This is a genomic window from Pedobacter suwonensis, assembly GCF_007833675.1.
In the GTDB taxonomy this organism is placed as follows: domain Bacteria; phylum Bacteroidota; class Bacteroidia; order Sphingobacteriales; family Sphingobacteriaceae; genus Pedobacter; species Pedobacter suwonensis.
The window spans coordinates 3,306,435-3,331,921 of sequence record NZ_CP031708.1; the positions used below are offsets into that span (position 1 = coordinate 3,306,435).

The window sequence follows — 25,487 nt, forward strand, 5'->3', positions numbered from 1 at the left end:
AACAATATTAAATTGCAAAAAAATGAAAATATTTAAATTATTAATAACAGGAGCAATTTTGACAACGGTGATGTCATCTTGCTTAAAAAACAAATTCGACATTATAAACCCTAGTGGAAGTCCTTCTGTTGTCGAGTTTAAAAATCCTGTTGCACCATCATCAGAAACTCCTGAGGGTTCACTTTATACCGTTTTTCCAGTTGCTTATGAAGTTGGGGCAAGCGTTGAAGTGGCTTATACCGTGCAGCTGACCGGCCCTGATCCTGCACCTCAGGACGTTGCTGTAAACATTGGCATTAAAAGTGCCGCAGTAAGTGAATTGAATGCAGATAAATCAATCATATCCTCTTATGTACCATATGTTGAGTTACCGGCATCATTATATACTATTACCACACCAACTGTAACTATTCCTTCTGGTCAGCGCACGGCCACCGTAAAAGTTGCATATAAAACTGCTAATTTCGATTTTTCTAAGAAATATGCATTACCAATCTCAATTACTTCTAGTAATTACGGCGGTGTAAGCAAAAATTTTGGAACTGTTTTATTAAATGTTTCAGCTAAAAATGCTTATGATGGTATCTATGCAATGCAAACAGGAAGCTTTGTGCAACGTTATTCAAATCCTACAACGCCAACAACAGGTGACGCGTTAAATGGAAATACTTCTACAAATCCTAATGTTACCTTAACTACCGTTGGCGCAACAACCTTAGAGATTACGAATTTAAGATGGGCTGGGGGATCTTCTGGTGTTGCTGGTATTGACAATCTTCGTTTAACAGTTGATCCTGCGACTAATTTAGTTACCATGAGCTCTTTGGGTAATCCCACTCTGGCAAATGTTCCTGGCTCTGTTAATAAATATGATCCCGCAACACGTACATTTACATTGAATTTTGACTGGAATCAGACCGCGGCAAAACGCGTTTACGGTTTAAATATCAAGTATAATGGAGTTAGATAAAATTATATTTTAATTTATTAAAGGTGTTCATTATATTAGTGAACACCTTTTTTTATGCTCATGAAAACCAGATATTTAATTTTGATATTATTTTTAATATCGAGAGTGTCTTATTCCCAAGCCATCCGTCAACAAAAGATGGATCTTCCGGATGGAAGTAAATTGATATACCAAACGATAAATAATGAACTCAATGGAATTTATTCGATTGAAAAAGACGGCGTAACTGTTTTAAGAGGTAATTATGTAAGCGGAAAACGTGTAGGCAATTGGTATATTTTTAATAATGATAAAAGTATTTATGCCAGATACAATTATGATGCTCATAAACTGCTTTCTTTGGATGCTAAAATGTTAAGTCTGGCTACCGTAAATGTCAGGTCTGGAAATGATGATATTAATTCTAAAGCATCTGTAAGTTTTCCATTAATTTCATTAGCGCAATATTTTTCTTTGGTAACCAATCTTGCCGAATCAATCGTTCCTTTGAACGATATTTATAAACTTGAAAAAGACCAAGTTACTATCACAGCAAAAGTTGACGATAAGGGGAGCGCAGAATATTTTGTTTACTATCAAATAAAAGGAAAAGATCAAAAATATAAACTTAAAGTTGACAAAGATCCCTTTTTTATTGACTGGGTTGTTTCGTCCTATGAGGGTAAGGCATACCCTTCAGAATTTATAATCAAAACCAAACTTGTACCCCCAATTCAACAAACCAATCATAGAAGAATTAATTGGCTATAATAAATAACTATTTTAAAAAGTTAACCGTTTCCTAAGCAATTTCGGAACGGTTTTTTTGTGTGCTACTCGATCTTGATTTGTGTTTACTACGGCTAAAAAGCACATATCTAATAAAAAAAATTACTTTTTATCTTTTCTGAACTGAAAATGTCTTGCGATGTTAAGCAATAATCACTTCAGCAATTATCAAATAATGACGTTTTAAGTTGCCTGCCAGTTTGTTATGGCTTTTCAAGCTCTTCTGTAGAAGTGTAAAATATCTTATGTAAAATTTGCATTACAGAATACTAAATTATATATTGCATTATCATTAACTAAACTTAACTTTTTTATGAAAAAACTTCTACAAAGTTTGTTCATATTGCTTTGTATTGCCACCTCGGCAATAGCGCAAGAAAGAACAATCACTGGGACAGTTACGGCTCAGGAAGATGGACTACCGCTCCCTGGCGTAAGTGTAAAAGTCAAAGGTGCATCGAACACCGGCGTTTCTACAAATGCAGCTGGCAAATTTTCCCTTAAAATAAGTGAAGGTGCCAAAGTACTCATTTTTTCTTCTGTAGGATATGCTACGCAAGAAATTGCTATTAGGGGCAGTGTAGTGAATGCTTCTTTGGAAACAGATTCTAAATCTTTATCTGAAGTAATTGTTACTGCATTAGGGCAAAAACGAGAAACCAAATCACTAGGTTATGCCACTACTACTGTTAAGAATAGCGATTTAACCGCTGGTCGTTCAACCAATGTGGTTAATGCGCTGGCTGGTAAGGTTGCTGGTGTAAAAATTTTATCAACAGGTGGTGCAACAGGAGCTTCATCAAACATAAATATCAGGCAGGCTACAACATTTACGGGATCGAACCAACCGTTGTGGGTAGTTGATGGTATCCCGATAGATAATGGCGGAGGTTCACAGAGTGTTAATACAGGTAGTACAAACTCCAACCGGGGTATTGATTTAAATCAGGATGACATCGAATCGGTAACCATTTTAAAAGGGCCAGCTGCGGCTGTACTTTATGGTTCAAGAGCTGTTGCCGGTGCGGTAATTGTTACGACTAAAAAGGGCAGCAAAGGCCAAACCGGACGGGTAGAATTAAGCAGTAACTACAACTACATAGAGGTTAACCGCTTACCTGATTATCAGAATGAATATTCGCAGGGAACAAATGGATTATATGATTCTTTTTCCCAAATGTCGTGGGGAGCAAAGATAACCGGACAAACAGTTACCAACTATCTCGGTAATCCAGAAACCCTTACCGCCTACCCGAATAACGTTAAAGATATATTTAAAGGTGGTTATAATCTGCAGAATAATGTGACTTTTTCTGGTGGAACTGATAAAACAGCTTATTATTTTAACTATGGCAACTTTAAAGAGAGTGGATATTTAGACAATAATACATTGGCAAAGAACAACTTTACGGTGAATGCTAATACCGAATTAACCAAAAGACTAACTGTTAGTGCTTCTGTACAATATATCCGTAACAATTCTGTAGGTACCCCTACAGGAAATGCAAGGTCTAACCCTTTGTTTGATGGAATGACATTACCCCGGACCTATAACCTCGCCAATTATCCATTTGAAACCCCTGCTGGTTTGAATAATATACCAACCAGTCGTGTTAACAACCCCGCTTATACCTATTATAACATTTTAGGTACAGATAATCCACTATGGTCCATTAAATATGTTCTCTTTAAGCAAAAAATAGACCGTGTAATCGGTAACGCGGGTCTTGATTATAAGATAGCAGATTGGTTAAGCGCCAATTATAAAATTGGTATTGATCAATACACCAATGTTTCCAAGACAATAAACGAAAAATCAGCAAATAATAATCAGTCTGCCAGCAGGGTGGGCTCTATTATTGATAACACGACCAACAGACGTGAGGTCAGCTCGTATTTCAATTTAGTAGCTAACAAAAGGTTTTGGAAAGATTTTGGAGCGAGATTTTTATTAGGTAACGAGATTAACTACAGGAGGTTAGATCAGCTGCAGGTTACTGGTAACGGAATACAGGCTGCCCATAACTACAATATCTCTAATACTTTAACTTATGTTCCATTTCAGGCCATAACAGAACAAAGCCTGGTTGGGGTGTATGCTGATATCAGTTTGGATTATAAATCTTTTGCATACCTGTCATTTACAGGGCGTAGAGATGTTTCTTCAACCTTCGCGCCTGATAAAAGAAGTTATTTTTACCCTAAATTAGATGCTAGTTTTATTGCAACAGAAGCTTTTCCTGAGTTAAAACGAAATGATGTTTTAACTTACTTGAAAATCAGGGCCAACTATGCAAAAGTGGGTAGGGAAGCCCCGGTTTACAGCACCGGTACCTACTTTGGTACTGCGGGTCCCTCTGATGGCTTTGGCCCAAATTTGATATTTCCTTTTAACGGGGTAAACGGTCAAACCTATTCTGATGCCGCCGGAAATATCAATATCAAACCCGAATTTACAGCTTCAAGAGAGGTCGGATTAGAGGCTAAGCTTTTAAAAGACAGATTGAGCATTGATGTAGCGTACTACAGTACTAAGAGCACCGACATTATATTTTCTGTACCTAGCGCACCGTCTTCGGGCTTTACCAGTACCCTGTTAAACGCAGGAACTTTAAAGGCACATGGTGTCGAGTTATTGATTAGCGGAACGCCAGTAAGAACTACAAACTTTAATTGGGACCTATCGGTAAACTTTACTAAAGGAAGAAACGAAGTGGTAGAGTTAGCGCCTGGTGTACCTTTTATTGGTAATGGTGGTTTTACAAACCCGCAAGGTCGCATCGTTACCGGCTATCAATACGGTACGCTGTTCGGACAGGTATTTAAGAAACTCAATGGCAAAGATGTTGTTGATGCAAACGGTAGATTGGGTTCGGGTCAGATTAATACAGCAGAGCTTCAACCGATAGGAGATCCAAATCCAAAATGGACAGGAGGTGTAAATACCACATTATCTTATAAAGGTTTATCACTAAGCCTTTTTGCAGATATTCGTTATGGCGGTGATATTTATTCGAGAACAATTACTGATCTGCGAAGATATGGTGTTGCCGCAGAAACAGGCAATAGGGATCGTTTGTATATGCATAACGCAGTATATGCAGACGGAACACCAAATAATACCTTAATCACTGCAGAGCAATATTATAGTGATTTGTACTCTTCAGCTGCTCAGCAATATGCCGTTTTTGATGGCTCCTGGATCAGATTGCGTGAGGCTACATTATCTTATCGTATCCCAGGCAGATTATTAAACAAACTGAGTTTTATAAAAGGAATTAATGTAGGTTTAACTGGACGAAACCTGTTGATGTATGCGCCTAATTTTCCTCATTTGGATCCGGAAAATAACCTTTTGGGGGTTGGTAATGGACAGGGGATTGAATATAACGGCCAACCTCAAACCAGAACATATGGTGGATTCTTAAAATTGTCATTTTAGTATTAGGAGAGTTTAAATATGAAAATTAATATAAAGGAAATAGTTTTTGGATTGGCTTTAGCCATGATAGGACTAAACTCATGCAAAAAATTTGTAGACATTAATGACGATCCTACAAGGTTAAAGGATCCGGATGCCAGTCTCGTTTTGCCTGCAGCCCAGGGTAGACTGGGCTTTACAATGGGATCTGATATTCATCGGTTTACATCCTTATGGGTGCAGCAGTTCGCCGCACAAGGTGGTGGTTCCGCCCAGCCTACGCAATATGATAAATACGCAATAGGTGAAAGCGATGTAAATAACACATGGGCGGCTACTTTCGCAGGAACATTGGCAGATCTGCAAAAAGTGATCGAGAAAACCAAAGCCACAAGTCCTAAATATGCTGGTGTTGCCGAACTTGTAAAAGCTTATGTTTATCAAACACATGTAGACGCTTTTGGTGACCTTCCATATTCAGAGGCCATTGGTTACGAAGCAAACTTAAAGCCTAAATTCGATGGCTCTTCTACTATTTATGATAATTTATTCGGCTTAATTGATGAAGGTATTGCCGATATTAAAAAAGCATCGTTGCTCACGCCAACTACCGAAGATTTATTTTATGGCGGTGATATGGATAAGTGGGAGCGCTTTGGAAATGCATTAAAATTGAGAATGTATATTCATTATTTCGCTACAAATGGAACAGCTGCAGATGCAACAAAGGCAAAGACCGGAATATTGGCCATTCTGGCTACCAACAAGTTGTTAAGATCAAATGCTGACAATTTTCAAATGCGCTTTTTAACTTCAGCTAATCAAACAAATCCCATTCACCAGTTTGAAGGATCGAGGCCAAACCAATTTTTTCCAAGTAAAACATTGGTAGATATGATGAATGCGAAAAATGACAGTAGAAGAAATTCATTTTTTACCTTACAGGGTGCCGGTTATGTTGGCGCGACTAACGGTAACGGTGATGTAGTCGTAAGTACCGCTTTTTCACGTATGAGTACTTACCTCAGAGGCAAACTTGCTGCGGGTTTATATTCCGGCGAGGCCCCGATAAGGATGTTAACTTTTGCAGAACAAAATCAGATTTTAGCAGAATATTATGCAAGAACAAACGGCGGAAGCGATTTGGCAACAGCAGATACTTATTACAGAGCAGGAATAACAGCATCATTTGCCAGTGCTATAGAATTCTCTGATGCCACAGAAGCCTCGGCTGTAACCGGTGGCTTAGCTACTTATCTGGCCTCAGCAAATGGAACGCTGGCAACAGGTAATGCGCTTCAAAAAATTATTGAAGAAAAATTTGTATCTAATTTTGGCGTTGCCATTGAGCCATGGACAGACTGGAGAAGAACAGGTTTTCCCGCATTGGCTCCAGTAACGCCTGCAACCGCTATTCCACGTATTTTGCCATATTCTTTTAACGAAAGAAGTTATAATCCTAACACACCAGCCCGACCTTCAGTATTTGTAAAATCTGTATTTTGGGATAAATAATCAATTGCTATGAAACGAATTTTAATCATATTATTTGCATCAGTACTGGGTTTAGCCTCATGCAAAAAAGATCCAAAACAACCAGAAACACTTGATACACCGGCTACAATTGTTTTTGATGGCAATACTAGCGCTGTTATCGGCACTTATTCAAGTTATGCAGCTGCTACACCAACCACGAAAGGAACAGGAACAGTAAACATTGTAATTACATATAGCGGAGACGTAAAAACACTATCATTTACCACATTAACAGGTACTGTTGTAAACAATTTAGGTACGGTGAATGTAAGTGGAGGCACATATACCTTTAGCAAGTTAGTGAAAGATTTAAGGGGGACTGCTGATGCACCGCTTCCCACCTCCGGAACTAGCGGATCGGTAGTTTTAACGGTCTCTGCCACGTTGGGGAATGGCCAGGTAGTAAAGCGCTTTTTTACGATTAATATTACGGGCTAACACAAACAAAGGCGGGGAAATTTCCCCGCCTTTGTTTGTAATGATCAAATAAGTCCCCTTACTTCTTATCAACGCTATATTTTCCGGGGCCGATAAAAATCAACCCGATAAATACAATAGCTAATTCAATAGCATGACTGGCACCTTGTAAGCCTTCCCCTTCGTTAAAATGAACCAGCGCGGCTATTATCATTGTAATGATCAACAACATCAGTGCCGGTCGGAAAAATAATCCTACAATCAGCAGGAATCCACCAAAAGTTTCAGTTGCGGCAGCCATAAAACCCCAAAATATGGGCATAAAATCTATGCCGATTACTTTCATACTTCCCCCTAAACTGGTCCAGCCACCTGGGCCACCTGCCAGTTTGGGGAAACCATGAATGATAAACATGATACCTAAACCAATCCGAAGCAGCAATAAGCCCGTATTGCGGTATTTTCCTAAATTGTCTAAAATTGCCATCTTATAAATATTTAAATTGAACGTTATTTACCTCTACTTTTAAGTTTACCTCAGCACCTAAAACCATACTGAGGTTATTGTCGATATGCCCTGTTGGGAAGTTAAAGCAGACCGGATAACCATATTCTTTAACCAGATCCCAGGCTACCTCATCAGCAGTTTGCCCGAAAGGGATTTTTTCTTCTTCAATTTCAGTAAAGGCACCAAGAATCAATCCCTTTAAGTTTTTTAACTTTCCCGCTCTTTTTAGCATACGCAACATGCGATCTATGCCATATTCCTGTTCACCTACATCTTCCAAAAAGAGAATTTTATCGGTAAAATCCATTTCCGAAACCGAACCCTGTACCATCGTAAGCAAGCTTAAATTGCCACCGATTAAAACTCCGCTTGCCTCCCCTGCCCTGTTTTTAAATAAGCTTTGATACGAATAGGTCTGTTTCTCGCCAATTAAAGCCTTTTTTAAAGAACTCAAAGCCTCAGGAGTAGACTCATCAAATGTATAGGGCATTTGAGCATGTATACATTGGCAATTGCATTGTGCAATCAAATGAGATAGCAAAACCGTAATATCGCTAAAACCCACCAACCATTTCGGGTTTTTGTTAAATTCAGTAAAGTCAAGGTCGTCAATAATCCGGATGGTACCATAGCCCCCACGCCCTGAAATAATGGCTTTGATAGATGGATCATCTAAAAAACGCTGAATATCTTCCGCTCTTAAGGCATCATTCCCTGCAAATTGATGGTGGCTGGCATATACACTTTCGCCAATAACAACCTCCAGTCCCCAGCTTTCCAGTTGCGCTATGGCATGGTCTATCCGTTTGGGTAATTTCTTTGCCGGACATACCAGCGCAATCTTATCTCCTTTTTTTAAATATGGTGGCTGCTTAATCATCTTCAAAACACTTATCTTTGCCAAATTAATAAAAATTGTTTTGGATAATAGTAAAATAAAAAGATATACCGTAACTGCAGCGCTTCCGTATACGAACGGACCGGTTCATATTGGACACCTGGCTGGTGTTTACATCCCTGCAGATATTTATGCCCGTTATTTAAGATCGAATAAACGCGATGTAAAATTCATTTGTGGATCTGATGAAAATGGTGTACCCATTACGCTAAAAGCCAAAAGGGAGGGGATTACGCCTCAGGAAGTGGTAGATAAGTACCATAAAATTATTGGCGATTCTTTTAAAGAGTTTGGGGTATCTTTTGATATCTATCACCGTACTTCATCGCTTACCCATCACCAAACTGCTGCTGACTTCTTCGAAACCCTTTACGAAAAAGGTGTATTTACAGAAGAAATTACCGAACAATATTACGATCCCACTGCAAAACAATTTTTGGCCGATCGGTACATAACAGGTACCTGCCCTAAATGTGGCAATGAAAATGCATATGGCGATCAGTGCGAAAACTGTGGTTCTACACTCAATGCTACCGACCTGATCAATCCAAAATCGACCTTATCTGGTGATAAACCCATCTTAAAGGAAACTAAAAACTGGTTTTTACCACTTGATAAATATGAAGACCGTTTACGGACGTATATCGAAAGCCATAAAGAATGGCGACCAAATGTGTACGGCCAATGCCAAAGCTGGTTAAATGCAGGTTTACAGCCAAGGGCCATGACCAGAGATTTGGATTGGGGGGTGCGTGTTCCGCTCCGAGATGCCGAAGGTAAAGTGCTTTATGTGTGGTTTGATGCGCCAATCGGATATATTTCTGCAACTAAAGAATTATGCAACTATGCTAAGCTTGATGTTTGGAACCCAAAAGCAGAAGAATACTATATTAATAATTACGAAAACGACAAATGTGGTTGGGAAGATTACTGGAAAAGTGATGAAACCAAGTTAGTTCACTTTATTGGCAAAGATAATATCGTTTTCCATTGCATTATTTTCCCAGCGATGTTAATGGCGCATGGTGAATATACTTTGGCTGATAACGTGCCTGCAAACGAGTTCTTAAACCTGGAAGGACAAAAAATATCAACTTCTAAAAACTGGGCTGTTTGGTTAAATGAATATTTAAGAGAGTTTGAAGGGAAACAAGATGTACTGCGTTATGTATTAACGGCAACCGCACCTGAAACTAAAGATAATGACTTTACCTGGAAAGATTTTCAGGCCAGAAATAATAACGAACTGGTAGCGATACTGGGTAATTTCGTAAACCGGGTGGTGGTGCTTACGCATAAATACTTTGATGGTGCTGTACCAACCTGTATGGAAATTGCTGAAATAGATAGGACCGTTATTGATGAATTGGCGGGTTATCCGGCTAAAATTGCTGCATCTATAGAAAACTACCGTTTTAGAGAGGCTTTATCAGAAGTAATGAACGTTGCGCGTTTGGGTAATAAATACCTGGCCGAAACCGAACCCTGGAAACTGATTAAAACAGATGAAGACCGCGTAAGGACAATCTTACATATTGCACTTCAAATAGCCGCCAATATTCAGATCCTTATAGAACCTTTTATGCCTTTTACCGCAGAAAAGTTAATGAAAATGCTTAAAAATGGCGGTCATGATTGGAATGATGCAGGTACGGTTAACCTGTTAAAACGTGGTCACGATATTGGAGAAGCTGTACTCTTATTTGAAAAGATAGAAGATGCAGAAATCGACTTCCAGATCGAAAAACTGAATCAAAGCAAAGCCAATAATGCAGCTAATAACGTTGTTGCTGTTCCGGCAAAGGAAAATATCCAGTTTGACGATTTCTCGGCAATGGATATCCGGGTGGCTACTATTATAGCGGCTGAGAAAGTGGAAAAAACTAAAAAGCTGTTAAAGTTAACGGTAGATACAGGTATTGATGAAAGAACAGTGGTTTCTGGTATTGCCGAGTATTATAAACCTGAAGATATTATAGGTAAACAGGTAAGTATGATTGTTAACCTGGCGCCTAGAGAAATCAAAGGGATTTTATCACAAGGTATGATTTTGATGGCCGAAAATGCTGAAGGCAAACTCACTTTCGTGGCACCTGTAGAAAAATTTCAAGCGGGCAGTGTTATCAGATAATATGATTTTCCTAAAACGATAGCTGATTCGCTTGGACGGCTATTCTCTATTAAATTTTTAACAGGCATTCTCCTCAGGAAAATGCCTGTTAAAATGAATTCTCTTGCGACAAAACTTTTACTATATTTGCGCAACAATTTGGTCCCGTAGTTCAACGGATAGAATAGAAGTTTCCTAAACTTTAGATATGAGTTCGATTCTCGTCGGGACCACTTCCTCGGATTCAAACCAGAACATTGTCGTGCAAATCATTGATTTTCAAGACTTTGTTTTGGTTTTTTTAACGCATTAAGACTCTTTTTCGACCATGCTGAATGGTTAATTTTAGTGAGTCGAAAACTGACTATTTTTTTGTAAAATACGGTTGGTGCTTCTCGTATTCCTGTCCATAGTTTCTATGTTTTCTTATTTGACTGTGATTCGGAAACGTGTTCCTGTTGTACCTCTATTGTTTCATGTTTCTGCTAGAGTTATTGATCTCAATCTTATATGGAGCACTGCATCTGTTTTTAAATTTGCCAGGCAAAAAGAAAATTTGCATCTTGAAAACAAATTCTAAACTGCTATCAACACATCCACATGACCGTTACTATTAAAGATGAAACCTTTGCTGGTAAAATTCTTCAGGAGATCCAGCTTCATTTCCAGTCCAGCACCGTAAGCGTATCAGAGATTATCTCAAGCCGCGTAAAAAAAGAGGTTGAAAACTACAACAATAAACTCCCTGAATATTTTAATGGTCTGGTAGAGCCCACAGATGCTGAAAAGACGCTTAACGGATACAAGCTTAAAAACCGTAAACTCATCGATGCCGAAAAACAGGTTTACATTGCTTTGGATGCCTTTCAGAAAAACGGCTTTTTTGTACTCATCGATAATCAACAGTCTGAAAGCCTGGAACAGCAGGTTGAGCTCGGTAACAACACGGCCATCAGCTTCATTAAACTAACGCCTTTAGTTGGGGGATAGCGATGAAAATATTTGATAAGATTAAGCAGGCCATAGCTGGTGCAACTGAAAAAGTTTCCAGCAGCCTAACGGATTCCCTATCGACTGAAAACGCGGATTTCAAAAAGGTTATTGTTTCTACCCGGAGGGAGTGCGTGAAAATGAACGAGCACTTTTATGACGTGAAGCTCAGCGGTATTGATGTTTACCAGAATGAGGTGCAAAACTGGTCAGATGATAAAAAAACAGATTTCCTGCTGTACTGCCTTAGCGAAACAGACACTTATACAAAACACAATCGCGATACCAGCTCAGAAGAATACAAAGACAATGTCGTCAGGGATGCTTACCTGATGCAGCTTCTTCGGACAAAGATCCATTATCAGGATAATGATATCATCAGGATCATTGACGCCTTTTTTACCAAAAAACGGTACGGCAAATGGTCCACTTTCAGCCAGTGGCCGATCGCGTTGTTTATCAACCAGCTTTTAAACCAGTACAAAGCTGATCAACCTGCTGACGCGGTAAAAGTTGTGCTTGAGAAGTTAAAAAAAGCCTATACCAGCAGTGATCAGACGACGTTGAAAGAAATCGTCAAATTAAAAGCTAAACTTGATGAACTGCTTTTCGAACAGACGGCCAACGAAGCCAAACCGACGCTTTTTCTGGGCGAGGATGCGCTTGCAGCATATGCCAACCCGATGCTGATGGCCAAGGAAAACCCGGAAAAACAAATCTGGTTTGATTTGCTTTCCAAAGCCCAGAAAGCAAGTGGCTCAAAACCGAGCAAAAAATACCTTGATGAATCCCTCGCCTTGGTTAAGACCTTGGGGACGGATAGATTCAAGAAGGTCATCGGCAGCTGGATAGCGTTCATTACTGCCCACAAGGAAACTACCGTGACGCACACCTATGGTACCGGGGCCCAGCGTTATAACTACAGCACGACTGAATTTTTAAGTGGCATTAACCTGGATGCCATCAAGGGCCTGGTCTGGATATGTGCACACTTTCATGACCAGAACACGCTCAACCTCATCGCTAAGCTGGCCGAACGGTGCTTCCGGAAAATTCCGGGCAAAGGCCCGGCAGCGGCAGGACTGGGCAATGCTTGTTTGTATGCGCTCTATAAATCTAAAGGTCTTGATGGTATTGGGCATCTTTCCAGGCTTAAGCTACGCATCAAACAATCCAGCACCCAGACCCTCATCGAAAAATACATTGCTGAGGCAGCTGCTTTCCAAAAAGTCTCAACGCATGATATTGAGGATATGGCTGTCGAAGATTTTAAGCTTCTTCGTGGAAAGCGCAGTTACGCTTTTGAAGATTATAACTGTACACTCGAGATTACCGGTATAGGTAAATCAACGCTTAGCTGGACCAGGCCGGACGGAAGTCCCCAAAAAACGGTCCCAGCTTTCATTAAGGAAAAATACGCGCAGCGGCTTAAAAAAATAAAGGATACACAAAAACAAGTTGATCAAAATACCTCAGCCCAGAGAGACCGGATTGACAGGCTTTTTAGAACTGGTAGGGTGTGGAATTACGAAAACTTTGAAAAGTATTTCCTGCAGCATGGTCTGGTCAGCTTTATCGCTGAAAAGATTATCTGGACATTTACCGACCCTGAAAATCCAGGCCATCCGCAAAGCCTTATTCAAATCGGTCAGGAATGGCGAGATAATAAGGGAAACCGGGTGACACCCAAAAATACTTGTACGGTATCGCTTTGGCATCCTGCTTCAGCCAGTACTCAGGAAACTACCCAATGGCGGGCGTTTCTCAGCGAACAGAAAGTCCAGCAGCCTCTAAAACAGGCCTACAGGGAAGTTTACCTGCTCACAGATGCCGAAATCAATACCCGCACCTACAGCAATCGCATGGCCTCACACATTTTAAAACAGCATCAGTTCAACATGTTGGCAAAGACACGCGGATGGAAATACTCGCTGCTCGGCGCTTACGATGATGGCCGTGACAACGAGTCTGCAAAGGTCTATCTTCCCGAATATAACCTTCGTGCAGAGTATTGGGTAAGCGAGGTTGCAGCAGACGACGCCTTTAACGATACGGGCATCTGGAACTATATTTCCACCGATCAGATCCGCTTCATCGACACTTCAAATGACCAGGTGAAAAACCTGATTGATATCCCTGCTCTTCCCCTTTCAGAGGTGCTCAGGGATGTGGATTTATTTGTCGGTGTTGCGAGTGTGGGTAACGATCCCACCTGGCAAGACTCTGGCGGCCTGCCGGCTTATCGCGATTATTGGACAACTTTCTCTTTTGGGGATTTATCAGAGGTGGCTAAAAACAGGAAAGAAATCATTACGAATTTATTGCCGCGCCTCAAGATCAGTAAGGTTGCCCAGATTAAGGATAAGTTCCTGGTCGTACAGGGTACCTTACGTACCTATAAGATCCATTTGGGAAGCACTAACATCCTGATGGAACCCAATGACCAATACCTCTGTATCGTGCCTGACCGAAGCCAAAAAAGCCATACAGAAAATCTTTTTATACCATTTGAAGGTGATGCAGGTTTATCGGTAATCCTCTCCAAGGCATTTTTGCTCGCCCAGGATGATAAGATCACCGATACCACCATCACCTCCCAGATTAACAGAAGTTAATGCAGCGTTACCAACAGCAGATCCTAGTGCCTCAGGTACTCAAGGGAGGACAGGAAAAGATCGGCAATGCCAAAGTACTCATCATTGGTGCAGGTGGCCTGGGCGTGCCTCTTGCAACTTACCTGGCCTCGGCCGGAGTTGGCCATATCGGCATAGTGGATCAGGACTCGATCTCTATCACCAACTTGCACCGCCAGTTTCTGTATACCACAGCAGACCTGAACAAAAACAAAGTAGACATTTTAAAAGAAAGGCTTCAGCAGATCAATCCTGAAATACAGATCACCACCTATTGCGAAAAGCTGGATGAAAACAATGCAATGGCATTAATTGAAAACTACGGGATCTTATGCGACTGCACAGATGATACGGAAACAAGGATCTTGATTGGGACAATCAGCGCGTCGCTGCATAAGCCTTTGGTATATGCAGCAGTGTTGGAATGGACGGCCTATCTGACGGTGTTGAACCATAAACAAGGGATCACGCTCGAAGATATCTTCTCTAGTCAGGCCCTGCGTGAAAATGACCTCAATACCTGTAACAATTCCGGTATCATCAATACCACCTGCGGAACAGCTGCCACTATGCAAGCCTCAGAAGTTTTAAAAATAATCCTAGACCTTGAGAGCAATCTGGATGGCCGGCTACTCTGCATGGATACACTGAATAATATCTTTAAATCCTTCAAGATAAAAAAGTCCTGCTAAGATGAACTTAAAGATTGCCGGTGATAGTAAGTTATATTTTGGTAAAAGCGATGAAGAACCAGTATCCGCCGGAATGTGAGGCAGGACCTGCTGTCTGCAGGATACGATGGGGATGGCAAAGAGGTAAAGGGCAAGTTTCATATTTATCCAGAGCAGGCTGCCGCCGGTTTATGGACTAACCCCAGGGATCTGGCCAAATATATCATTGAACGCATTAAGACTCTTTTTCGACCATGCTAAATGGTGATTTTAGAGAGTCGGAAATTGACTAGTTTTTTTAAAATACTTTTCGCGAGGGCTGTTACGTTCTCAAATGGAATGCAAAATTTCGGCAGCTTTTATGGGCTATTAGGTTTACATCAGATTTTTAAGTTCAAATGCTGATAAAATACCTTGATTCAGCATCCGTTCAGTTGTATAAAGGATGACCAATTACGTCGTCCGAAGGGCGAGAAATGGTTGTTGAGATGGGGCAAGAATATATGTGTTAGGATGCTTTGACAATTCCATAGTATTTCTTTCTAAACCAAAAGGCGACATTTACCAATGCAATGAGCGCAGGTACCTCGACCAGTGGCCCAATTACTCCCACAAATGCCTGACCGGAATTAATGCCAAAAACTCCGACAGCTACTGCTATGGCCAGTTCGAAGTTATTGCCTGCTGCAGTAAAGGCAATGGATGTGCTTTGGGCGTAATCAGCCCCCATTTTCTTCCCTGCAAAAAAGCTGGCGATAAACATGATGGCAAAATAGATGACCAGCGGAATGGCAATGCGTACTACGTCCATTGGTATCTGCACAATAAGTTCCCCTTTGAGACTGAACATCACCACAATTGTAAAAAGCAGCGCAATCAGGGTTATTGGCGAAATAAACGGTATATACTTCTGCTGGAACCATTGCTCGCCTTTAAGCCTGATCAAAACATACCGGCTGATCAGCCCGGCGGCAAAGGGAATACCCAGGTAAAACCCTACACTTTTTGCAATTTCAATAATGGTAATGTTTACCGATAATCCATCAATACCAAACAGCGGTGGGAGTACTGTAATAAAGAGATAGGCATAAAAACTATAGAGTAACACCTGAAAGATGCTGTTAAGCGCAATCAGACCGGCTGCATATTCCCTGTTGCCTTCTGCCAGTTCATTCCAAACCACCACCATTGCGATACAGCGTGCGAGGCCGATCAGGATCAGGCCGGTCATGTAATCGGGATAGTCCTGTAAAAACACAACCGCCAGTGTAAACATGAGTACAGGACCAATAATCCAGTTTAAGGCCAGCGAAGTACCCAGCACCTTCGTGTTGCGGAAAACTTCCCCCATTTTTTCATACCTGACCTTGGCCAGCGGTGGGTACATCATTAGTATTAGTCCGATTGCCAACGGAATATTGGTTGTTCCGCTGGAAAAAGAATTAATAAAACCTGATGATGACGGAAACAAAAAGCCAATAGATACGCCAATAGCCATCGCCAGAAAAATCCATAAAGTCAGGTAACGGTCTAGAAAGCCCAGTTTTTTACGTTCCGCCGCAGGGGTACATGTATTTGCAGCCATATTTATTTGATTTGTGAAAAGACGTAGAACATTTCTGTTGCGATCTGCAAACTTCTTTCCTGATATTTTTCGGCCTGCTGTGGTGTATGATCAAATGCTTTCGGGTCATCGAAAGTTATTGGAATACGCTTTTCAGCCCCGGAAATGAAGGGACATCCGCCGTCAGCTTGTGAACAGGTCATTATTGCCGCGAATCCTGCCGAAGGATTGAAGTGATTATCGTAGGTCTTCGAAAAGCCGATTACAGGATGTTCTTTATCGCTATATTTTATTGCATATATGGGGTTATTGCCTTCGGCGATAATTTGAATCTGAAACCCCATTTGCTTCAATGTTTCGGCAACTACCGGAAACAAGGCCGTAGCCTCTGTTCCTCCAGAATAACAAAATACATTTTTAATCCCATAATAAGTTGCTGCTGTTTGCGCCCAAACTTGCGAGAGATGGCTTCTACGCGAATTATGGGTACAGATCAGATTAAGCCTGATTTCACTTTTTGTGTGGTGTTTATGTTGAATAAAATCAATCAAGGGCTGTAATACCGCTTTGCGTTCTGATGTGATATTATCAAACTTCATGGTATTCACCACACTTTCTATTGCATGGAAAAGTTTTGCCTTCATCGTTATATCTAAATTAGCAGCACCCTCCACCAGGCGTACATGCTGAACCTGAGGCCAGATTTACCATTTCAATTTTTTGCTTTTTAGCTGGAACGCCACATTTGTCCATTGCAAGGCAAGCGGTTTTTTTTGCCAATAAAAGAAAGTTTTTTCCATCAAACCCAAGGTCATACTTACCAATGGTTTCTGCCTGATATTCCACTTCAATTTCCAGATCTTCCATCCCCAAAATTTCTTCCGAAAGTGAGATAATGTGAAGCAGTTTGCTGGCCTTTAAGCGATGTTCATAATCATCAGCATCCCATAACTGGAAATTAGCTACTTTTTCGTGGCGAACGGTTCCGCCGCAGTCTATAAAGTCTTTTGTAATAATTCCGACCTCGGTTACATGGAAATGTTCAGGCACCGGGTTGCCGTTTTCCAGTTTAAAATTTACGCCTTCAGCTGCAGCTAAAATTTCTTTTATCTCCGATAATTTCATGATTTGTATATTTATAGTATTATTGCAATTTAACGATTGATATAGTTAAAAAAAGGTTAACAGCAGGTCGTTTCACCTTTATAAGAGGCCAAAAATCCACCAAGTTGTTCCTCTAACAACTTCCATGTTTTGGGGTTGATGCAGTAACAAACGCTTACACCTTCTATGGTGCCCTGAATGATGCCGGCTAGTTTCAATTCTTTAAGGTGTTGGGATATTGTTGCTTGCGCCAGTCCAAGTTCGCCCACTAAATCCCCGCAAATGCAGGTGTTTGATATGATAATCCGTTGCAGGATAGCAATCCGGGCCGGGTGGGCAATTGCTTTCAATAAAGCAGAAAGCTGGTTCTGCTCATCTGTAAATATTTCTGATTTTGTAAGCCCCATAATTTTATATCGCAATATTACGATGTATAGCTGAAAATGCAAAATAATCATGCATCTTTATTTATTTAGGTACTTAAAATCGTTAGCGAAAAAGTCATTTAACGGTTAATGACATTCTTTGTCAGGTATGCATACTTTTCCCGCTGTTACATTCAATGCGGTCTGCGGGCTTTCTTTCTGCCATTCGGCAAAGGAATTTTCAAGAGTTTGCAGAATATGGTTAGGTTGTTGCGCACCTGCGATGGCGTATTTGCGGTTTAGTACGAAAAAAGGGACGCCTGTAGCGCCAAAACTCTGAGCTTCGTAGCTTTCGCTTTCTACCTTCTGCAGGTACAAAGGATCTGTGAGGGCTGTGTAAACCTCACTTTCTGTTAAACCGATTTCTTTTCCTAACTCAACTAGTGTAGCACTGTTATTTAAATTTTTACCCGCTGTAAAATAGGCAAAAAACAAAATTTCTTCGGCTTTTTCACCTAACCCTTTTGTTTTGGCAAATTGTATGATGCGGTGGCCCTTCATTGAATTGGTAACCAGAGCCTTATCCAGGTTATATTCAAGCCCCACACTTTTTGCGTATTGTATCAGGTCCTGGTGCTTCGTTTTAGATTGCTCATAACTCATGCCTTTCCTGTCGGCTACAAACATATACATATCATCCTGATATTTTGGTGCTTCGGGCATTGTGGGATCAAGCTGAAAGCTTTTCCATTCTACTTCAACGAGGTCTTTATTGGGGAATCGGGCTAAAGCTTTCTCAAAATTCCGTTTTCCGATGTAGCAAAACGGACACATAATATCCGACCATATTTCTATTTTCATTTTATTTTCCATCGTTATATTTTTTGTTTCTGTGGGTTAGTTCTGTTGCATTTCCTGACCACAGGCGATGAAGAATAGCACGAAAAAACTACAAACAGCACATTATTTTTCATAATTCAGTCTTCGGAAATAATAATAAGACACCGTAAGCAATGCAAACGGAATAAGCGGGGCAACACCCTTTACAAATCCATCCACCATGCCGTGCGCCAGACTTGCAGACAACAAGAGGATTCCGAAGCCCACGTAGGCCCATTCCTTTAACATCGTTGGAATAGCCGGAACTAAAATCGTGATCGCTCCCACCATTTTCAGGATATCCAGTTCAAGTGGGAAATAATCTGGAAACTGTAAGTTTTTGGTCGTCTGGATGAGGTATGCTCTCGGTGCGAAATACGATGGCAATATAATTAAGGCCATTGTAAGAATGGTGGTGATCCAATAGATGCGTTTTGCCTTTTTATCAGGATTCTGGGAGAAGTCGATCTGTTTTGTCATTTTTAATTGATTTAATTTGATTGTTGGAATAGATTTTCTAGTTTGATTTTATATAGGTGTTCCATCTTAAAATGGTTTGGGTTGATATAGCTTAATGTTGATTGAAAACATAGGTTATGCCCGTCATTTTTAAGTTCCTGTTATGGAAACGGCCTTGCCTTGTTGTGAAGCTATATTTGTTTCATTCCATTTTTGTATAACCCCATTTAAATTTTGAACGGCTTTTATTCATACAAAAATACGTACATTAGCTTACATTTTGTAAGCAGTTACCCAAATGTAAGCAGTTACCTTAAAGTAAGCGATATGACAGAAAAATTTCCTGACAATACCAGAAATGAATGTTTAGCAAGAATGCTGACTGTACGTGACGCGCTTGATGTGATCAGTGGTAAATGGAAAATCCTCATTATTATTTCTGTCATGAGCGGCAACAAACGTTTCAGAGAAATAGAAAGGAGCATTCCCAAAATTTCCTCTAAGGTTCTGGCCAAAGAATTGAAAGACCTGGAGGAACATCAGCTGATCAAACGTACTGTTTATGACGAATCGCCTGTATTGGTAGAATATACGGCAACAGACTATGTTTTTACATTAGAAAAGGTAATTGAGGCGCTACATCACTGGGGATCAAACCACAGAAAAAAAATATTGGAGCAATGAGATGATTGAGCTGCGAATCGAGCGTAATATTCCTGGCCAATTTGTAATCGTTCCCTAGCCTATTATTCCCGTTGTATAAAATATGATCAGGTAGTTTTTGGGTTATGATCACTTTCTTCAGTTGGGGTTAAAACAATATCTGCATAGTCACCTATTCACCTAATGGTGTACCCGTATCAAAATATCTAACTTATCTTCGGTGCTATTAACGATCCAGGGAATTTTATATATCCGATTATATGCTTTCAGATGCTGTCCCTATCAATAGCAATGACCGGCAAAACCATTTAATACATTTCCTATGCAACCTTTTCCGTTAACTCCGCGTCTTTAAAATTGTATCAATACTTTATAGTTTTAACCGTTTTACATTAATTATATCTAAACAGAAACTGATGAAAATCCCTGCCTATTTATTAATCATCTTTTGCGGTTTACTTTATAACCCCGTTTATAGCCAAAGCAATTCACCTAGCCGTACTACGGTGAAATTAAATAAAGAAGTTTTCACCATACTGAAAAATAATTCTATGTTTAGCGACAAATTAGATTGGCGAAGCATACAGGAGGAAAGCGAAATGTTATCGTTAACCGCCAACGATTCTACCAGTAAGCAGGCACTTTACAATTTTTATACAGCGAAGCTAAGGGCAGCCGGCGATAAACACTCATTTTTTATTTCCGGAAAACGGATGAAGCAGATTGCCGAGTCGCCAGTGGCGGAACGGCCACAAGGCGAATATCTGGGAGATGGTATTGCCTGGGTTAAGGTACCAAGGTGTTTGAGTTTTAATGAAGTGAAAGACGCTCATTTTGCAGACACCATCCGTCGGATCATTCAAAAATTAGATACCGAAAACACCATTACAGGCTGGATTGTAGATCTGCGTCATAATACAGGTGGTAACATGTGGCCTATGCTGGCGGGGCTGAATGCGCTGGTTGCTGATGGTACTGCAGGTTACTTTGTATATGGCAGCAAGGAAAAAAAACAGCCCTGGCTAAATGAAAACGGTAAAATTTCGGGTAAGTCAGCCAACATCAGCACTTATAAAGTTAAAAACAACTCACTAAAAATCGCTGTGTTGCTGGATGCCAGAACCGGAAGCAGCGGCGAGATGGCAGTAGTTTCGCTACTCGGACTGCCCAATGTTAAATCTTTTGGGCAAACATCGGCGGGGTATACCACAGCTAATTATACCTTTAATCTTTCCAATGGTGACCAGCTGCAATTGGCCAGAACCTACGTAGCTGACCGAACCGGAAAAGGCTATCCAGAAAACATTAAACCCGATGTTTTTATTGACGACCTTTCTAACACCAGGAATGATCGTGTGATTGACGCCGCTAAAGCGTGGTTATTAGAAAAGTAGAGCCAACGCCACAGCCATTTTGAGAACTGGTAAGCTTTACGGTATGGCAACTATTAAAACTGAAGGTTGTTCACATTTAAGAAATTGACTGATCGATATCTTGTGCTCAACGCTTACAAGTTTTGCTGCCTTAGCTATTTAGCTAGTGGGTACGCGCTGTTGTATTGTAAACTTACAACATCAGATGGCCAATTCCATAGCTGGTGGTGACAGTTCGATTTTCATCTGCTTTTCTGCAAGTAGATAGCCGGTTCTGAATGCACTTATCGGGTAAACATCATTTGCTTTCCGAAGTTGTTCCGCCGTAATCGGATACTCAAATATGTTTAACTTTAACCAGATTGGACCACACCACGGATAATATTGTCTATGGACAAGCTGTTATTCATCCCAGCTAGGTAGAAAAGGTTTATGATTTAGATAGCAAGACGGGTAAATGGGTAATTAATATGACATCCTATGGCTTTGATTATGCTTGCTGATAATTTCCAGGCATAACGACAATTGTCTGGTATCCATAGGTTAGCTCTATTGTTGTAGTATAAAGCATAATTTAGTAATAGCTAAAAATGTTATTGCTTTGCTTTTTACAACTACATTTTTTACCTTCGCAAGGTCCAGATTTATCAAATTAATTATTAAAAACCTCATTAATTAATATAATTTCATCTCAACCTATTATCTAAAAAAACAGCTTTATTCCTTAGTGAATACCTATTGATCACATGGGTTTAGTCAGAAATTCGTGCTATGCACATAGGTAATTTTTGCATCTTCATAACTAACACAGTGCATTATTTTTAATTTATTACAGCTTATTATGCTTAAATATATATTATGAAACAAACTTTCTTAAGATGCCTTATTGGGCTAACTACTGCGTCATCTTTACTTTTTAATTCGTGCTCTAAGCCTGAATTAGCTTACGAAAAGAATAATAAAGAAAATTTTGCCAATCCTAAAAAGGTTATGGGACTTCCCTCGCCAAACTTAGCATTTGATCAGTTGTCGGCCTTTCCTTTCGGACCGACAGAAACTGTTCCTGCTCCATGGGCTGGTGGAACGGGTAGATCTTTTCCAGTTCAATATCTGGATGATTATAGAGGGTCTGATGGTTGGGAGCTATACTATAATACTTTTACTACAGCAAGGAAAGCAAACGATCCTTTCTTTATTATTTATAATCGGTATCGGGGACTTATGAGGCTATATTATTACATGGTTCCAAAATCTGGAGCCTCTACTGACGTTGTAACCTTTCAACTTGATTTGAGAGGAACCACTAACACCTCAAGCATTCTCAATTTTGAACAAGGCGAATTGGTAAATTTTGATCAACTTAATACCATATCTACCAAGGTGCAAAATGAAAAAATTGTTCAAAGTGGAACATGGTATGCTGAAGAATTTGAATTAGCTTATGATCCAAATCTTTTAAATACAAGCTATGTAGCAAATCAATTGAGATGGAGCATGTACTCCACTTCCATTAGCCAAATCACACTTGACGGGACTCAAAAAGGGAGCATTGACGGAACCATTCAGACTCCAAATCCAACAGGTAGTAGTCTTTTTGGATCGCTTCTAAAAGGTGCAATATCTGTTGGTGTTGGTCAACTAGGTATTTTGGCAACCGGTTCCAAAGCATTAGGAAATTTTTTCTCTAAAAAACTTGGTCCTCTAAAATTGGAAGATGTAAAAAACGGAGTTCAGGAAGCTGCTAAAGGAGAGAGTAAAAGTGGCGGAAAGAGCATTTTTAATGCGGTACTTTCTGCTATAAAAGGGGGAAGTAATGATCCTGGTTTTAGTGAACAAAAAATAAATCTAAAGCTGAACACTCAAATCAGTCTCAATGGGAGTATCACCCAAAGTCCGGAGGGGATGTTTAATCCTGTTGTATTCATATCAAATACTCAAGGATTAGAAAATATAGCTCCTGATTATATACCTAACTATCCAGCTTCGCTTGGAGTTTTTAATATTAGTAACACCCCCACTGTAAAAATTTATAAGGTTATCCCTCCAGTTGAGGAACCCTCAGATGTACCAAGCAATTTGAATACCTACATCTACAGTTATGAGCTTGATCAAGCCTCATTTAATATTTTATTTAATCCCGCAGTCATTAATGGAAACGCTAATGGAGCAACTATTCAAAATTTAAAAAAAGAAGTAGTGTTGCTAAGCCCAACCGGAAGCCGTCAACCAGCTGAGGTTGTAGGTAACAAAGAATACCTGGATGAATCAACTACTGCTTATACAGATTTTTCTTATATTTCTTTTGTTACCTCACTTAAAACATTTGAAGCACCAGCTAATTTATATGTAAGGATATCATTTGACGTCGTTCCCAATAATAGTAGTATTGCAAGAACGACAATTATTAAGACATTTTTGGCCAAATCAGTCAAACAATACTAGCAGGATTAAATATTGTAATTTTTTTTGATAGTATTAAAGTCAATATTAGCCCATATCACTTTTTAAATTTGATATGGGCTACATAGTCGTTCCTTAAAAAGTCATTGAACAAAGATTGTATCATATTTTGGTTGTTTCATGAATGTTTTTACGAGCTGAACAAAGCTTAAAAAAAGCGCCCAAAGATGATCTTTCCAGATATTCATCATCCTTTTGAAGTTCATCGCGGCGGCAGCTAACATTACATTGATGTTATCGCCTTTTATTCCTTTGTAAAAATTGCGGCTTAAGCGATGGTCTGTTTTCAGATGCCCGATCTTAGGTTCGATGGCCGCTCTTTTGGTAAAGCCTGCCTTTAGTTTGGTCTTTCGGTAGTTCGTTAGTTTACTGCTGAAAGTTTTTGGGGTATGGATAGTAGTTCCGAGCACCTCTTTTCTCCCTCGGTAACCCCGGTCTACAAAGACCTCTTTAAGCGTATGACCGGTTAACCTTTGCTGTTGTTCCAGAGCTGCATCCAGTGTATGTCCGTCGTAGTCATTCCCCTGGATATTGATTGCACCGATGATCACACCGCTGTTCTGGGTGACTGTGATGGATACTTTACTGCCAAACTCGTATTTTTTATGCTCTTTGCCTTTGCTGATGCATACTACATCCGGCTCATGCAGGCTATACACCTTGTTTTTGTCCTGCCGTTTTTGGAGGAGTACACGCTCAAACAGCTCCAGGTCGGTTTTGTAGTTTTCTGCCGGTAATTCCCTTTGTAGTTCCCGTACCAGTCTGCCCGCTATTGTTTTTACTTTTTTGTCTGCTTTCCGCGCTTTGGCTCCGTTCTTAGGATGGTTGCGGAAACGCTGTTCAACACTCAGCTTCTTTAAAGTGCGGGTATAACGCTGACGAAGCACGAGTCCTGCTTTGTCAGCTATCCCGATACATTTTTTGATGATCTTCCGGTGCAGTTTGCTATCGGTAGGATAAGTAATGTTCTTCTCCTGTACAGTAGTGTCTATGCTGGCCTTATCTTCCTTGCCACCTTTTCCATTGATACGGATACTTTCCCTGAAGATCAGTTCCACACCTTCGGCACCGATACGGTTACGAAAGTGAACAAGCTCTGATGCCTCACAAGGGGCTTTTGCCGCAAATACCCGCTCTCCGCTGAAATATTGGTAATAAGCATTCTCTGCCCACTGTTCTACAACACTTTCGTCGCTCAGGTTGCGGATGTGCTTGAGCATCAACAGCGCTACCATCAGGCGGATCGGCTTGGCCGGGCGGCCAAAATTCTCCTTGTAATGCTTCTTAAAACTGTCCTCGAACAATTGCCAGTTAACATACTCCGCTAAAATGTACAAGGGATGTTTGTTCGACAATTGTTCCTTTAAACCCGGCTGTAAAAAACTTAGTTGTGTTGTGTTTTTTGGTTGTTTAAGCATAAATATCTGCAAGCTTTTGATATAAATATAACCAAAACCCGCAATTTATAATACTGAAATTTATCAACAAATTATTGACAATCAAATATTTAAATTGTTTTTAAGGGGCGACTACATAATCACTTTAAGAGAGATAATGCTGAATCGGGGGAATGATAAGGTTGCTGAATTGAGAACTGATATAGAAAACTTGCAGGTTCAGGCTAACTGAAATCCTTAACTACAAGCCTAGAAAAAATTGTATTCAACAAAGGGAGGACTCTTGGTATTAAAACTAATC

At 40.1% G+C, this 25,487-nt stretch carries 21 protein-coding genes and 1 tRNA gene; 13 read left to right on the forward strand and 9 right to left on the reverse strand.

The features are described from left to right. Positions 1-22 precede the first annotated feature (22 nt). From DV942_RS13565 to DV942_RS13585, 5 genes are all read left to right on the forward strand, one after another. Positions 23-970 carry a DUF1735 domain-containing protein gene (locus DV942_RS13565; protein WP_145858271.1) on the forward strand — a complete coding sequence of 316 codons (948 nt, stop codon included), beginning with the start codon at positions 23-25 and terminating at the stop codon, positions 968-970. Between the two features lie 60 nt (positions 971-1,030). After that, positions 1,031-1,720, forward strand: coding sequence for a hypothetical protein (locus DV942_RS13570; protein ID WP_145858273.1), 690 nt, complete (start codon positions 1,031-1,033; stop codon positions 1,718-1,720). A gap of 331 nt (positions 1,721-2,051) precedes the next feature. Further along, positions 2,052-5,180, forward strand: coding sequence for a SusC/RagA family TonB-linked outer membrane protein (locus tag DV942_RS13575; protein ID WP_145858276.1), 3,129 nt, complete (start codon positions 2,052-2,054; stop codon positions 5,178-5,180). 18 nt (positions 5,181-5,198) lie between these two features. Next, entirely contained in the window at positions 5,199-6,674 is a 1,476-nt protein-coding gene (locus DV942_RS13580) for a SusD/RagB family nutrient-binding outer membrane lipoprotein (protein ID WP_145858278.1), read from the forward strand. Between the two features lie 9 nt (positions 6,675-6,683). After that, on the forward strand, positions 6,684-7,133 hold the full coding sequence (locus DV942_RS13585; RefSeq protein ID WP_145858280.1) for a hypothetical protein: 450 nt from the start codon (positions 6,684-6,686) through the stop codon (positions 7,131-7,133). Between the two features lie 58 nt (positions 7,134-7,191). On the opposite strand, the gene DV942_RS13590 is transcribed toward DV942_RS13585, so the two are convergent. Further along, positions 7,192-7,599 carry a DoxX family protein gene (locus DV942_RS13590; protein WP_145858283.1) on the reverse strand — a complete coding sequence of 136 codons (408 nt, stop codon included), beginning with the start codon at positions 7,597-7,599 and terminating at the stop codon, positions 7,192-7,194. A gap of 1 nt (position 7,600) precedes the next feature. Beyond that, positions 7,601-8,500, reverse strand: coding sequence for a S66 peptidase family protein (locus tag DV942_RS13595; protein ID WP_145858286.1), 900 nt, complete (start codon positions 8,498-8,500; stop codon positions 7,601-7,603). A gap of 40 nt (positions 8,501-8,540) precedes the next feature. On the opposite strand from DV942_RS13595, the gene metG reads away from it, so the two are divergent. The 5 genes from metG to DV942_RS13620 all read left to right on the forward strand — a co-directional run bounded on the left by metG (position 8,541) and on the right by DV942_RS13620 (position 14,943). After that, positions 8,541-10,649 carry a methionine--tRNA ligase gene (gene metG, locus DV942_RS13600; RefSeq protein WP_145858288.1) on the forward strand — a complete coding sequence of 703 codons (2,109 nt, stop codon included), beginning with the start codon at positions 8,541-8,543 and terminating at the stop codon, positions 10,647-10,649. A 140-nt stretch (positions 10,650-10,789) separates the two neighbouring features. Next, positions 10,790-10,861: transfer RNA gene (locus tag DV942_RS13605), tRNA-Arg, on the forward strand. A gap of 367 nt (positions 10,862-11,228) precedes the next feature. Beyond that, complete coding sequence (locus tag DV942_RS13610; RefSeq protein ID WP_145858289.1) at positions 11,229-11,618, forward strand: hypothetical protein; 390 nt, start codon at positions 11,229-11,231, stop codon at positions 11,616-11,618. 2 nt (positions 11,619-11,620) lie between these two features. Beyond that, the gene (locus tag DV942_RS13615; RefSeq protein WP_145858291.1) at positions 11,621-14,233 is read left to right on the forward strand and encodes a DUF4132 domain-containing protein; all 2,613 of its coding nucleotides are present in this window, start codon (positions 11,621-11,623) and stop codon (positions 14,231-14,233) included. Further along, positions 14,233-14,943: a HesA/MoeB/ThiF family protein gene (locus DV942_RS13620; protein ID WP_145858293.1), complete on the forward strand. Its 711-nt coding sequence runs from the start codon at positions 14,233-14,235 to the stop codon at positions 14,941-14,943. The genes DV942_RS13615 and DV942_RS13620 overlap by 1 nt, the downstream gene beginning before the upstream one ends. A gap of 487 nt (positions 14,944-15,430) precedes the next feature. Here the strand turns inward: DV942_RS13620 and arsB are convergent, their stop codons facing one another. The 6 genes from arsB to DV942_RS13650 all read right to left on the reverse strand — a co-directional run bounded on the left by arsB (position 15,431) and on the right by DV942_RS13650 (position 19,314). Then, entirely contained in the window at positions 15,431-16,507 is a 1,077-nt protein-coding gene (gene arsB / locus DV942_RS13625; protein ID WP_145858295.1) for an ACR3 family arsenite efflux transporter, read from the reverse strand. Between the two features lie 2 nt (positions 16,508-16,509). Further along, positions 16,510-17,130: an arsenate-mycothiol transferase ArsC gene (locus DV942_RS13630; RefSeq protein WP_145858297.1), complete on the reverse strand. Its 621-nt coding sequence runs from the start codon at positions 17,128-17,130 to the stop codon at positions 16,510-16,512. Positions 17,131-17,143: 13 nt separating this feature from the next. Next, positions 17,144-17,611, reverse strand: coding sequence for a DUF6428 family protein (locus tag DV942_RS13635; RefSeq protein WP_090981220.1), 468 nt, complete (start codon positions 17,609-17,611; stop codon positions 17,144-17,146). A 56-nt stretch (positions 17,612-17,667) separates the two neighbouring features. Further along, on the reverse strand, positions 17,668-17,997 hold the full coding sequence (locus tag DV942_RS13640; protein WP_090981219.1) for an ArsR/SmtB family transcription factor: 330 nt from the start codon (positions 17,995-17,997) through the stop codon (positions 17,668-17,670). Between the two features lie 105 nt (positions 17,998-18,102). After that, the gene (locus tag DV942_RS13645; protein ID WP_222431111.1) at positions 18,103-18,828 is read right to left on the reverse strand and encodes a DsbA family oxidoreductase; all 726 of its coding nucleotides are present in this window, start codon (positions 18,826-18,828) and stop codon (positions 18,103-18,105) included. Between the two features lie 90 nt (positions 18,829-18,918). After that, positions 18,919-19,314 (reverse strand): DoxX family protein, encoded by a 396-nt coding sequence (locus DV942_RS13650; RefSeq protein ID WP_145858300.1) that lies wholly within the window; start codon positions 19,312-19,314, stop codon positions 18,919-18,921. Between the two features lie 306 nt (positions 19,315-19,620). Here DV942_RS13650 and DV942_RS13655 point away from each other — a divergent pair, with 306 nt between their 5' ends. From DV942_RS13655 to DV942_RS13665, 3 genes are all read left to right on the forward strand, one after another. Then, the gene (locus tag DV942_RS13655) at positions 19,621-19,977 is read left to right on the forward strand and encodes a winged helix-turn-helix transcriptional regulator (protein WP_145858302.1); all 357 of its coding nucleotides are present in this window, start codon (positions 19,621-19,623) and stop codon (positions 19,975-19,977) included. Between the two features lie 395 nt (positions 19,978-20,372). Then, positions 20,373-21,350, forward strand: coding sequence for a S41 family peptidase (locus tag DV942_RS13660; protein ID WP_145858304.1), 978 nt, complete (start codon positions 20,373-20,375; stop codon positions 21,348-21,350). 837 nt (positions 21,351-22,187) lie between these two features. Further along, a complete protein-coding gene (locus DV942_RS13665; protein ID WP_145858307.1) occupies positions 22,188-23,771 on the forward strand; it encodes a hypothetical protein in 1,584 nt (527 codons plus the stop codon). Positions 23,772-23,872: 101 nt separating this feature from the next. Here DV942_RS13665 and DV942_RS13670 read toward each other — a convergent pair whose 3' ends face one another. Continuing rightward, the gene (locus DV942_RS13670) at positions 23,873-25,207 is read right to left on the reverse strand and encodes an IS5 family transposase (RefSeq protein WP_222431112.1); all 1,335 of its coding nucleotides are present in this window, start codon (positions 25,205-25,207) and stop codon (positions 23,873-23,875) included. Positions 25,208-25,487 lie beyond the last annotated feature (280 nt).